We start from the raw sequence: 12780 nt of genomic DNA, 5'->3' as shown, positions 1-12780 counted from the left end.
CTTTTCCTTTTGATATTCCTATCTTAAATCATCTAATTTTTTTAAATCTTCAACTGTGGAAATATTAATGTGTCTGACTGTTTTATCTATCTTTCTAATAAAACCTCCAATTGTCCTTCCGGGACCAATTTCCACAAAAGTATCCACACCATTTTCAATCATACATCTTACACTTTGTTCCCACTTAACCGGGGAATATACCTGCTGTTTTAATAATTCCTTAGTGTATTTTATATCGTCCACATATTCTCCGGTTACATTGGAAACATATGGAATGCTAAGGTTGTTAAAAGTTACCTTTTCCAAGTCCCTGCCTAATTTTTCTCCTGCTTCTTTCAAATATGGAGAGTGAAATGGCCCTCTTACCTTTAACTTTACGCATCTTGCTCCTAATTTTTTTAAATCCGGAACAGAACTTTCTATGGCTTCCACACTTCCTGTTATTACAATTTGTCCCGGGCAGTTATAATTAGCCACTGATACGCCATCCTTTTCTCTTAAGACATTATCAATATCTTCTTTATTAAGTCCAAGAACTGCTGTCATGCCTCCAAAGCCCTCCGGCACGGCATTATTCATATATATGCCTCTTTTCCTTACCAGACTTATTGCCTCTTTCTCATTCATTCCCCCTGCTACACATATAGCCCCATACTCTCCAAGACTTAACCCTGCAGTAACATCCGGGAAAATTTCCCTTTTAATAACTTCTCCTGTTATTGCCAGATAGGTTGTAACTAATGCTGCCTGAGTATACTCTGTATTGTTTATTAAATCATTTTCCTCAAAGCATACCTTTTTTATGTCAAAATCAAGAATACTTTCTGCCTCATTGTATATTTGTTCAGCTTCTTTGCTTTCCTTATAAAAATCAGCTCCCATGCCGGGGTTCTGCACTCCCTGTCCCGGGTAAACAAACGCCATTTTACTCATAATTTTCTCCTAACATTTCTAGCAATTTACAGCCCTTTTCCACAGTGTCCTTTATGATATCTTCACAGCTTTTTTTCTCTTTAACAAGACCTGCTATCTGACCTGCCATTAAGCTTCCCTTTACTGCATCTCCTTCTACCACAGCCCTTCTAAGGCCCCCAAGGGTTAGCATTTCCAGTTCATTAAATTCGGCACCTTCTGCCTCTTTTTTTATATATTCATTTGACATTTGATTTCTTAAGACCCTTACAGGATGTCCCGTAGTTCTTCCTGTTACCTTTGAATCAATATCTTTTGCCCTAATTATTTTGTTCTTATAATTTTCATGAACATTGGCTTCAATGGATGCCACAAAAACCGTTCCCATTTGAACGCCTTTAGCTCCAAGGATTATGGCTGCCATAAATCCTCTTTCATCTGCTATGCCTCCTGCTGCTATTACAGGTATGTTGACAGCATCTGCCACCTGTGGTACAAGACACATGGTTGTTATTTCCCCTATGTGTCCTCCTGCTTCACAGCCTTCGGCTACAACTGCATCAGCACCACATCTTTCCATCATTTTAGCCATTGCCACGCTGGCAACTACAGGAATTACCTTAATTCCACTGCTTTTCCACTGTTCCATGTACTTAGCCGGATTTCCTGCACCGGTAGTAACTACAGGCACCTTTTCCTCAATAATCACTTTTGCTATTTCATCTGCCTCAGGGTTCATTAACATAATATTTACACCAAAGGGCTTATCTGTTCGTTTTTTAACTTCTCTTATTTGCTCTCTGACCCAAACAGCCGGTGCACCGCCGGAACCTATAATTCCAAGCCCTCCGGCATTTGAAACGGCGGCAGCCAAATTAAAATCTGCCACCCATGCCATTCCACCCTGAATAATAGGATATTTAATTCCAAGTAATTTTGTAATTTCAGTAGTCATTTTCCACTCTTCCTTACTTGTTTTCATTAATGTAATTTACAATATCTTCTACTGTCTTAATTTTTTCCAGATTTTCTACAGGGATCTTTATGTCAAATTCATCCTCAAGTGCCATAACCATTTCAAATAAATCAAGGGAATCTGCATTTAAATCCTTTTCAAATGATGCATTAGGGGTTACTACTTCCTCATCCACTCCTAACTGTTCCACAATTATTTCTCTGATTTTTTCAAACATTTCTTTTCTCCTAACAAAAAATTTATTTACAATCCGGATTTACCGGTAATTGCCTCTTTTAAAATTCTAAATAAGTTGCCCCATAAGATAAGCCGGCGCCAAATCCTGCCATTATAATTTTGTCTCCTGCCTTTATTTCGTCTAAACCATTTAACTTATCTAGAAGCATTGGTATACAGGCTGAGGAAACATTGCCGTAATCCTCAATATTTAAAGGAATTTTTTTCAACGGAATTTTTGACCTTTTTGCTATGCCTTCTATTATTCTGCTATTTGCCTGATGCAAAAGATACTTATCAATTTCACTTTTATCCATATGGATTTTTTCAAGAAGCGCCTCTATACATTCCGGAACTTTTTTTACGGCGAACTTAAATATTTCACCGCCATCCATGTTTATGTATGTTTTGTGAACATCCTGAAAGGATATATCAAATTGCCCTTGATGATTTTTTCCCAAATTAGTTTTCCTTAATGCAAAGGGATTTTCCATTGTAAGGGCATCTCCATTTTTTCCATTAGAAAACATTACTGTTTCAAACATGGCATTTTCATCCTTTTTTATCACTACAGCTCCTGCTCCATCACCAAATAATATGCATGTTTTCCTGTCACTCCAGTCTGTAATTTTTGACAAGCTCTCCGCCCCGATTATCAAAGCGGTGTTTATTAATCCTGTATTTATAAATGTCTGGGAAATATTATATGCCGTTATAAATCCCGTACATGCAACATTTATGTCAAAGCAAAATGCATTTTTTGCATTTATCGCTTTTTGAACAAAACATGCCGTTGAAGGCAAAACAAGATTTGAAGAAACAGAGGATACAATAATCAAATCAATTTCATCAGGTAAAAGTCCGCTGTTGTCCAATGCTTTTTCTGCAGCCTTAACTGCCATATCGGCTGTGGTTTCTTTATCTCCTGATATATGTCTTGATTTCACACCTGTTCTTTCCCTTATCCATGTATCATCAGTGTCAAGATATTGTGCCAAATCCTTATTAGTTACTATTTCCTTTGGTACATAAGACCCGGTTCCAATTATTTTTCCAAACATTTTCTTCTCCTTGTCACAAATTAGTTGCTAGTATATCCGCACAAACCATCATCGTCAATACTTTAAAATGATGATTTACAAAGGGAAAAAATGTTGTTTAATATCATACATTTTCAAGGATTTTTGTATAATAATCCGGTAATTTATGTTTTTTAAGGCAGACTTTTTGAGGATAGAGTTATCTGATATTTTGCTTATCAAACCGGAACAACCCTTAATCTGTATCATCAAAAACTTTGATTACACAAAAAAAATCCATCTAAAGCACGTAGATTTTATCTATATGCCTTAGACGGATTTTTTTCTATTAAAATATATAATAAGCTATTGACGAAGAATCTTTTAAGACATACATTTTACTCCATCAATAGCTTATTATCTTATATATCATTATTATAATTTGTGTATTTTCAAAAAACTAATTTATTTCACTATATACTTTCTCAATTTCATCATTAAACTGATTACTAAGTTCTTCATAATTGTAATCTTTCCTGTTCTCTGCCTCCTTTAATATTCCCTTATACTTATCTAATACAGGTGTTAATTTTTTAATTCTATACTCTGCATCCGGAATCTTATCCTTTGGCATTGAACCTTCCGACATTTCTCTTTCCATATCTGATATTGCAACTTCTATTGTTGAAATTCTTGCATTCAGCTCTTCCTTATAATCAAATAGGCCATATTCAATTTGCTTATTTCCTAATTCCTCTATAGTTTTATTATATTCTTTTGCATCTTCATCACTAAGTCCTTTTTTGCTCAATATATCTTGTGCCTTATTCCTCAGTGATTCAATCTCCTGTTTTTGTTCCTTTACTGTTATGGGCTTTTTATAGCCTTTTCTTATGTTTCCTTCTGCATTATTGTAAGTAAAAAACAATAACGAAGATACCAAACATACGCCTACCATACTAACTACTACTTTTTTCATAACATACCTCCTATCGCTTTTCAACTATTTCTTCTTTCCCGTGCTGTTCATCACATTGTCATCGTATTTACATTGTAACGTGCTTATTTTTTGCTGTCAATATGTTTTCAATTAAGAATCTTCTCCTATTTAACCATAAAGTCTATTACTTCCTTAACACCCTTTTCATCATCTATAGGCAACATTGATAACTCTGAAATATTCATATGCTCTTCTTTGTCTATGTTATAATTTACAATCATATTCGTATATACATTTGTCCAATTAGATTCATCCCCTTCAATTTGAGGAGTCACCTCAATTCGCATAAAAAATCCTCCTAAAGCACCTAGATTTAATCTACACGCTTTAGAAGGATTATTTCCTGTCATTAAATTATTTACACATTATATTGTCCACAAAGTCTTTTTATTTCCTCTTTAACATCATCCACCACATACTGTGGCGAAACAATGGTTGCCCCATCTCCTAATGCCATTATCCAATGAATAAACTGTTTACTTACTACCACATTAACATTTACATTAAAATGTTCATCTCCATCAGGCACTATAATTATGTCTTTGCCAAATCTGTCGATTATTACACCTGCTAATGCATTTTCGCAGTGGATTTTTACCCGTTCTTCCTTCCCACTGTACATTCCAAAAACTTTTCTGGCATACACAGCCATATCGAATTCACTGAAGCACTCTTTTCCTTCACGTTTATCCTCAGTAATTTCTATATGCAACATTTTATCCACTCTGAAATGCTTAATTATTTTTTCAGTATCATCATATGCCACAAGGTAATAGTTTTCATCATCCCAGGATAATGCCCAAGGGCTTACCCTGTAATACTCGCCATTATGCCTTAATTCCATTTCCTTTTTAATATTCCACTGAAAATACTGAAATCTAATCTGCCTGTTTCCTGCAATCGCCGTATGTATGTTGTCAACGTTATAATAAATACTCTCATTCATAGTCTTAACCCGCTTTGTCACATACACCTGACGTTGAAGCTTAGATGCCTCATATTTACTGGCAAGACCTTCTATTTTCTTAATGAGTTCATTGGACTTCTTTGTTGTAAGAAACTTTGCCGACTGAACAGAATCCACTAATAGTTTCAACTCCGCCAATTCAAACTGACGGTTTGCCACATTATAATAATAGGTTCTGTCCCTTTGTACTCCAACAATGTCCACTCCGTATTGTCTAAGACTCTCTAAATCATTATAAATGCTTTTTCTTTCTGCCGTAATGCCATAATCCTTTAATTTTAAAAGAATATCCGACATACTTATAGAATGAGTTTCATCTGTATTTTCCATTAGAATCTTAAACAAATACATTAGTTTAAGCTTCTGATTAGACCCCTTTGCCATATTCTACCTCCCGATTAAATCTGTTTATAGAATATCATGCATTGGTTATTATTTCCACTGTTTTTTAGTTTGCAAGTACAACATCCGGTACTTTTCTTTTTATCTGCTGTGTAATAATTCTTCTATTTCTTCCTTTGTTGGCATTACACACAATGCTCCTTTTCTTGTGGTAATTATAGAAGCTGCCGCATTTGCAAAATTAAGCATTTCCCGAAGGTTATAGGTGTCTAAATTATCAAGACCTTTATTTAAAATATAATGAAGTATGCAGCCTGTAAAAGTGTCACCGGCTCCGGTAGTTTCAATGGTATCTTTTGTTAAAAACGGATTTGCTTCCACTACCATACCGTTATAATAAGCCCTGCTGCCTTCTTTTCCCATAGACACTAATATAAGATCTATGTCATATTTTTCCCTGATTTTCTGTACACCGTCAGAATAATCTTCCTCTCCTGTAAGCCATTGTATCTCATTATCAGATATTTTTAGAATATTACAATATTCTAAGCCTTTTTTAACCTGAGTGCGGGCATTTTCCATGTTATCCCATAAAGGCTCCCTTATATTAGGGTCAAAGGAGATTATACATCCGCTTTTTTTTGCCACCTCTAATGCCTTGATGGTTGCCTCTCTTACACCCTGATGAGTCATGGATAAAGTGCCAAAGTGAAATATCTTAGAATTTTCTATTAATTCTGAATTAACTTCATCTGCCCTAAGCATCATATCCGCTCCCGGATTTCTGTAAAATGAAAAGCTTCTGTCTCCATCTTCTGCCGTATGTACAAAAGCTAATGTAGTATTAACTTCCTTATCCACTACAAGATTTTCTATATTAATATTCAGTCCTGAAACTCTTTCTTTAAGCATTTCTCCAAATATATCGTCCCCTACTTTTCCTATAAAGGCTGTTGAATGCCCCAGGTTAGTAAGCATTGACAATACGTTACATGGTGCTCCTCCGGGATTTGCTTCTAACAACGGGTTTCCCTGATTACTTATTCCATTTTCAGTAAAATCTATAAGCAGTTCACCCATTGCGGTAACATCAATTTTACTCATATCAAATCCTCCTTATATTGTCTCCATCTATTTAATGGTTTCTTTCAACTCCCACATCTTTATTTCCCTAATATTAAGACATCCCTCATCAGTCACAATATAGTTGCCTGTCTGACTGCTGTCTGCAAAAACATTGCAGCTACAGTTGGTTTTATAGTCATCCGTATACACTTCAATAGAACTTTTATCCACAAAAGCCCTTATTTTCATGTTCTTTTTGTCCTTTAAAATCAACGGTCCTCGGGCAATGCCTTCACTCCAGTTATCAGAATTGTTTCTGTCAAAATATAGCATCTGATGTTTTAAATCGAAAGTTACTTTTGTTTTGTTGTTTTCATTGCATCTTAAAAGCAATGAAAATTTATCTGCTGTGGTACTTTCCAAATCAATATCCATTTCCATTTCAAAGCAGTCACTTTCTATACAATTAAACTGTTCCTCCTTAGTTACAGATATCTCTTTAATACACTTTTCTTCTTTTCGTATATTTTCAATTTCCTTTATTGGAACAAACTTAAGGGTATTATCCGGACACAAAACCACCTCTCTTGGTAAGTCAAAGAATCCGCACCAGCCTTCCTTAAAGCTTGGACCCCAATCTTTCCACCATGGCATCCAGTCCCAGGCATTTGCCCAGCCTACAATAATTCTTCTGCCTTTATTGTCTAAAAATGACTGAGGAGCATAATAGTCAAATCCATAGTCAATCTGACCTACATTGGTATATGTAAATTTTCCCGTGTCATAATTCATGTCTCCTACTAAGTACACTGATGTTCTCTCATTTATTCCCATAGGAGAAAACATAAGTACGTGTTTATCTCCTATTTCATAAAAGTCGGGACATTCCCACATATAACCGAACTCTCCTCTGCTCTCTGCAAGAACATTGAAAAACTCCCAGTTTTTTAAATCCTTAGACCGATATAACAGGGCACTTGCCAAATTATTTTTCTTAGAACCACAAACTAAATATAAGTAATCACCATGTTTCCAAACCTTAGGATCTCTAAAATTACTTTCATCATAGCCTTCCGGCGGGTGTGGAATAATAGGATTATTTTCATATTTTTCAAAATGAACACCATCCTCGCTGTATGCCAGACACTGTGACTGGATAAATCCGTCTCCATAGTTTGTTGTTCCTGTATATACAAGGTATAGCTTTCCATCATGTTCAATGGCACTTCCAGAAAAGCATCCACCTTCCTTATGATTGTCATATGGTTCGCTTGGAGCCAATGCCACCGGGAGATACTCCCAGTGTAGCATATCGTCGCTAATGGCGTGTCCCCAGTGCATTGCTCCCCAATACGCATCATAAGGATTGTATTGATAGAAAAAGTGATATTTATTCTTATAATATATCAGACCATTTGGATCATTAATCCAGCCCTGTTGTGCCATAAAATGATAATTTTGTCTCATTTTTCCTTCAGACACTTTATCTTTTGTTTTCTCAATTTCTTCCTGAGCCTTTTTTATATTCTCATTTAACAATTCCTGTGACATGATATATTTTCCTCCTAATCAATATGTATTGCCCCCTCCCTTCGGTCGGTGGCATTTCGTCGGAAACATTTTTATAAATGAACTTCGTTCATTTGGTTTCCTCCTGTATGATTATTTGTCGTATTCGTCTCTTAGTTTCTTTGCAAATTCAGTATTAAGTTTTGACTCACGTCTTGCCTTTGCTTCCTTAATTCTAAACTGCTCATCTCTTGCCGGCTTGTATACTTCCCAACGTTTTTCGTAGCTTTCTATAGCTGCCTTCATTTCCTCGGTAAGTTCAGGCTTTTCTAACTTTCTTTCAGGAAGTACCGGTACTACAGGAAGTCTGTCTTCCACCGGTGGCATTTCCATTTTCATTGTTGTTGGAAGTACCTGATACCAGTAAGCTGTTGAACTCCAGTCATCTGAAAGATGGTTTGCATGTCCATGCTCAATAGTAACTTTAAGACTATTTTCAAATCTTACAGGGTCAGTAATATGGAATCTGTAAGATACCTGGAATCCGTCAGTATCTCCTTCATGAACTATTGTTCCAAAGAACGGATATGCATTTCTCTGCATTCCCCATGCATGGTTAAAGTAATCTTCCGTTCCGGTTCCGTTAAGGCTAGGATATTCTTCTCCATCTATAAAAAACATATCATTTCCTTCGCCCCACCAGCTTCCCTGGAAGTGTTTTACCGTAAGGTTGCATCCTACATAATGTCCTTTTCCTTTTACATCTAACAAAACGTAGTTGTTTTCACCTTTATAATTTGTAACATTGTTTACTTCCGGTGAGTTTACCTGTAACTCAGGTCCCCAGCCTTTGCAAGGGTTCTCTCTATGCCAGCATGCATGGAAGTAAGCTGTTTCCTCATCAAGAGGTTCCTTATACATTTCATAATCAATATTAAAATAAAGAATAAACGGTAATTCATTTTCGTTTATAATTTCAATTTTTGCCTTTTTGTTAAATGGCATTGGGAAGTAACATGATACTGAGCAAGGTGCTCCATATCTTCCTGCCTCTTCCGGTTTTAATGATACATTAAAAGGTAATGATGAGAAATTGCCCGGATAGCAGTTTCCTATACAGAAGAAGTCTCCAAAAGGTACATATACACTTGGATTTTCCTGATCATCCCATGTCATTTTAATTAATACTTTTCTATAGTAATATGGATCATAATCATCCCATATTACGCCAAGAGGTGGTGCAATTTCCATTACCGGTGCTGCTGATGCATTTAAAACCGGATCAAGTATACTAGGTGCCTTTACTCTTCTACATGAAGATGTCATCCATATATGTGTAATACATCCGGGACCTTCTACTTCCCCTAATGTAATTGATTCACCTGCAGGTATTTCCCAATAATCCTGATTTTTTCCTCTCTGATCCCAACTTGCAAGTCTTCCGTTTCTTGCCTTCTTTACTGATGTTAAATCTTTAAATAATCCTGATACGCTGCTCATTTTTTTCTCCTCTCTTTAACCTTTTACTGCGCCTGCCGTCATACCTTCTACGATGTTCTTCTGGAATAATCCATAGAATATTAATTCAGGTACGATTATCATAATACTTGAAGCTATAATTCCGCCGTAATCTACTGTGTATGTACCTTTAAAGAATGATGCTCCCATGGATAACGTATAATCTGATGCATCTCTTAAGATAACCGATGCAAACGGATACTCATTCCAGATATAAAGAACATTAAATATTACAACAGTGGCTATTACCGGCTTTGTCATTGGTAAAATTACTTTAATAATTAACTGCCTCAAATTACATCCGTCCATTACTGCTGCCTCATCAATTTCACTTGGAAGGGATTTTAAATAACCAACTAAAAGTAAGGTATTAAAGGATATTGATGTAGCTATGTATGGAAGAACCAATCCTACCTTTCCGCTTAATCCAAAAAATACATTTATTTTATATACCGGGAAAAGCAATATAAATGGAGATATTGCCAATCCTAAAATCAGATAACTGTAAACTGCCTTTCTGATTTTCTCATTCATCTGCATTCTTGCTAAAACAAATGCACTTAAAAAGGTAATTACTAATTCTACTACGATTGATATGATACATACAAAGAATGTGTTACCATACAATCTTGGGTAATCAAGCACCTCCAGGGCATGCTTGAAATTTTCTAAGTTAAAACTCTTTGGTAATGCCAGGGGATTTGACATAATATCTGAGTTAGTTTTAAAGGATAGCAAAACCATCCATATAAAAGGAAACACAATTATAAGTGTGATTAATGCCATAACAATGTACATTGCGATTTTTTTCTTTTTATTAATCATATCTTTATGCCTCCTTGTCTCTTTCTCTCATTAAAAACTGGAATACAAACATTATTATAAGAGAAATAATAAATGTTATTGTTGCCAGAGACATTCCATATCCATATTCACCATTTCCAAAAGTTGTTGAATAGCTGTATGTAACTAATGTTTCTGACATATGGTTCGGGCCACCGCCTGTAGTCTGCTGTACAATTTCAAATATTTTAAATATTCCTGTTATAAGTAATACGGCAACTGTTGATATGGTAGATTTCATCATAGGTATTGTTACATATCTAAGCTGCTGCCATGAAGAAGCACCGTCAATCTTAACTGCTTCTATTACATCGCCTGGAATCATTCTAAGTCCTGTTATATATATTGTGGTAAGGTATCCCAGTTGCTGCCAGAAATATATAAATCCGATACAATAAGGGGTGAGTTTATTTCCCCCAATCCATGTCTGTTTAAGTCCCGGTAATCCAATGGCATCTAAAATACCATTTATTAAACCAACATGAGGATCTAATATATAAACCCATATAATACCAACTATAATAGGTGCTATAATTGCCGGAGAAAATATCAATGCCTTAGATGTGTCAACAAACTTTAAGTGATTATTTAAAAGCAATGCCACAAAAAATGCTCCCACCAGCAACAGCACAAATGCCACACCAAATATAATCATTGTATTTTTAAATGAAATCCATAATGTATCATCCTGCAAAAGTCTTTTATAATTTGTTAGCCCGTTAAACGTTGCTTTTCCTATTCCGGAATATTTTGTGAAACTATATCCTATAGCCATTATTATCGGTGCAATAATATACACTGTATAAATTATTAATGTAGGCAACAGCAGTCCTATTAAATATCTCTTTTTACTCAACCAAGACACGTCTTTGCCTCCTTTCTCCCAACATTCTCCTTCCTCGCCCACATTCCGTTGTGAAATGTGGGGAAGAGGAGAATCTAATTATAATAATATTAAAGAATTTTAATAGTTCATTTTCTCATCAATTTTTGCAAGGGCATCCTTTGGTTCATAGTTACCTGTAATTACACCAAAAATTGAATCATATAACTGACTCTGAACAGATGATGAAAGCATCAAATCCGGCTGTTTTGCAGGGCTTGCCCATCCTTCATTGATTGATTTCACTACCTCATTTAATGTATGCTGTGCATCTGCCACTTCAATTCCTGTATAGTTTGTTGCAGGGAATACAGAGCCTTCATATGACATCTTTGCTGCTTCTTCGCCATAGTAATATTCAAGGAACTTATAAACCGCTTCTTTCTTTCCACTATCATCTGCTACCTTTGAGCTTACACAAATAGGATTTGATGGTACTTTCATAGCTGCCTTTTGTTCGTAGCTGCTGTCTGAGAATGTAGGTCCCCACCAGAAGCCAACTTTGTCGCCCATCTTTTCATCTAACTCTGCACTATCCCATGCACCTGAATTGAATAAAAGTGCCTTGCCTGACTCAAATGTATTCTTTGCATCAAAGTATTCCTGGGTTGCCATGTTCTTTGCAAATGCTCCTGCCTTTGCAAGACTCTGTAACTTTTCAAAACATTTAAGTAAATCGTCATTGTTAAATTTCTTCTTGCCATCAAGAATATCATTAATGTAATCTGAGTATCCGTAACGGTCTAACATTGCAAGATAACCCCAGATTGCATATGAGCTGTTTTTATTTCCCTGAGCAATTGCTGTAATTCCTTTGTCATTACATTTCTTTACAATATCAAGTAATTCGTCAAAAGTTGTTCCGTTCTTAATTTCAACTCCTAACTTTTTTGCAACTTCTTTATTGTAGAAGAAGCCTTCAACATTACACTGATATGGAAGTCCGTACTGGATTCCATCCTTAAATGCTTCCTTAACACTTGCATCAAGAGCTGAATCTGTACTAGTGTATTCTTTTAAAAAGTCTGATAAATCAAGTAAATACCCACCCTCATTATATTCAGAGGTCTGTGATGCATCCAACCAGAATATTTCAGGTAATTTTCCACTTGAAGCTTCAAGCTTCAGATTCTTTAAATGTGCTTCCGTGTCTGCTGCTTCAAATTCAACTTTGTACTTTCCTGAATACTTTTTGTTAAATTCCTGAACAATTTTGTATGTAACTGTCTCCTGTGTTTTTGGATCAGCAACATGTATTCCAAACTTAATTGTTACCTCTCCGTTTCCTTTAGCGCTGTCATCTGACTTAGATGAACTTCCACAGCCAACCATCATTGCTGCTACCATGGTTACTGCCATTACTAATGCTATAATTTTCTTCATTTTCTTTCCTCCTTTAGCATTTATTAATTTGCGGAACCCTTTTCTTGACCCTTTTCCACATTTTTACAGTGTGTTATTTGTTTTTGTGATTTTTGTATGTGGAACGGGTTCCATTTGATAGCTTTATTATATATTTTTACTTATGTT

Annotated in this window: 13 protein-coding genes; all 13 read right to left on the bottom strand. The window is 35.6% G+C overall.

Going from position 1 to position 12780, the window contains the following annotated elements:
• Positions 1 to 18 precede the first annotated feature (18 nt).
• The 13 genes from fabD to DWW68_RS04695 all read right to left on the bottom strand — a co-directional run bounded on the left by fabD (position 19) and on the right by DWW68_RS04695 (position 12633).
• The gene (fabD, locus tag DWW68_RS04755; RefSeq protein WP_118589150.1) at positions 19 to 933 is read right to left on the bottom strand and encodes an ACP S-malonyltransferase; all 915 of its coding nucleotides are present in this window, start codon (positions 931 to 933) and stop codon (positions 19 to 21) included.
• Positions 926 to 1867 carry an enoyl-[acyl-carrier-protein] reductase FabK gene (gene fabK, locus DWW68_RS04750; protein ID WP_243053042.1) on the bottom strand — a complete coding sequence of 314 codons (942 nt, stop codon included), beginning with the start codon at positions 1865 to 1867 and terminating at the stop codon, positions 926 to 928. Before fabK ends, fabD begins: the two co-directional genes overlap by 8 nt.
• A gap of 13 nt (positions 1868 to 1880) precedes the next feature.
• Positions 1881 to 2105, bottom strand: a complete 225-nt coding sequence (acpP, locus tag DWW68_RS04745) for an acyl carrier protein (RefSeq protein WP_118589152.1) — start codon at positions 2103 to 2105, stop codon at positions 1881 to 1883.
• A 58-nt stretch (positions 2106 to 2163) separates the two neighbouring features.
• Positions 2164 to 3165, bottom strand: coding sequence for a beta-ketoacyl-ACP synthase III (locus DWW68_RS04740; RefSeq protein ID WP_118589153.1), 1002 nt, complete (start codon positions 3163 to 3165; stop codon positions 2164 to 2166).
• A 418-nt stretch (positions 3166 to 3583) separates the two neighbouring features.
• On the bottom strand, positions 3584 to 4102 hold the full coding sequence (locus DWW68_RS04735) for a hypothetical protein (RefSeq protein WP_118589154.1): 519 nt from the start codon (positions 4100 to 4102) through the stop codon (positions 3584 to 3586).
• A 125-nt stretch (positions 4103 to 4227) separates the two neighbouring features.
• Positions 4228 to 4410, bottom strand: a complete 183-nt coding sequence (locus DWW68_RS04730; protein ID WP_118589155.1) for a hypothetical protein — start codon at positions 4408 to 4410, stop codon at positions 4228 to 4230.
• 71 nt (positions 4411 to 4481) lie between these two features.
• On the bottom strand, positions 4482 to 5474 hold the full coding sequence (locus tag DWW68_RS04725) for a WYL domain-containing protein (RefSeq protein ID WP_118589156.1): 993 nt from the start codon (positions 5472 to 5474) through the stop codon (positions 4482 to 4484).
• A gap of 99 nt (positions 5475 to 5573) precedes the next feature.
• Positions 5574 to 6536 carry a PfkB family carbohydrate kinase gene (locus tag DWW68_RS04720; protein ID WP_118589157.1) on the bottom strand — a complete coding sequence of 321 codons (963 nt, stop codon included), beginning with the start codon at positions 6534 to 6536 and terminating at the stop codon, positions 5574 to 5576.
• Positions 6537 to 6563: 27 nt separating this feature from the next.
• Positions 6564 to 8048, bottom strand: coding sequence for a glycoside hydrolase family 32 protein (locus tag DWW68_RS04715; RefSeq protein WP_118589158.1), 1485 nt, complete (start codon positions 8046 to 8048; stop codon positions 6564 to 6566).
• 111 nt (positions 8049 to 8159) lie between these two features.
• Positions 8160 to 9506, bottom strand: coding sequence for a glycoside hydrolase family 172 protein (locus tag DWW68_RS04710; protein ID WP_118589159.1), 1347 nt, complete (start codon positions 9504 to 9506; stop codon positions 8160 to 8162).
• A gap of 15 nt (positions 9507 to 9521) precedes the next feature.
• Positions 9522 to 10349 carry a carbohydrate ABC transporter permease gene (locus DWW68_RS04705; RefSeq protein WP_021953671.1) on the bottom strand — a complete coding sequence of 276 codons (828 nt, stop codon included), beginning with the start codon at positions 10347 to 10349 and terminating at the stop codon, positions 9522 to 9524.
• Between the two features lie 4 nt (positions 10350 to 10353).
• On the bottom strand, positions 10354 to 11232 hold the full coding sequence (locus DWW68_RS04700; RefSeq protein WP_021953670.1) for a sugar ABC transporter permease: 879 nt from the start codon (positions 11230 to 11232) through the stop codon (positions 10354 to 10356).
• Positions 11233 to 11331: 99 nt separating this feature from the next.
• Entirely contained in the window at positions 11332 to 12633 is a 1302-nt protein-coding gene (locus DWW68_RS04695; protein WP_021953669.1) for an extracellular solute-binding protein, read from the bottom strand.
• Positions 12634 to 12780: the final 147 nt, after the last annotated feature.

The sequence above is a fragment of the Eubacterium sp. AF16-48 genome, assembly GCF_003479405.1.
Classification (GTDB): domain Bacteria; phylum Bacillota; class Clostridia; order Lachnospirales; family Lachnospiraceae; genus Eubacterium_G; species Eubacterium_G segne.
Note: the sequence above shows the minus strand (reverse complement) of the source record. Positions and strands in the feature narration are given on the sequence as shown.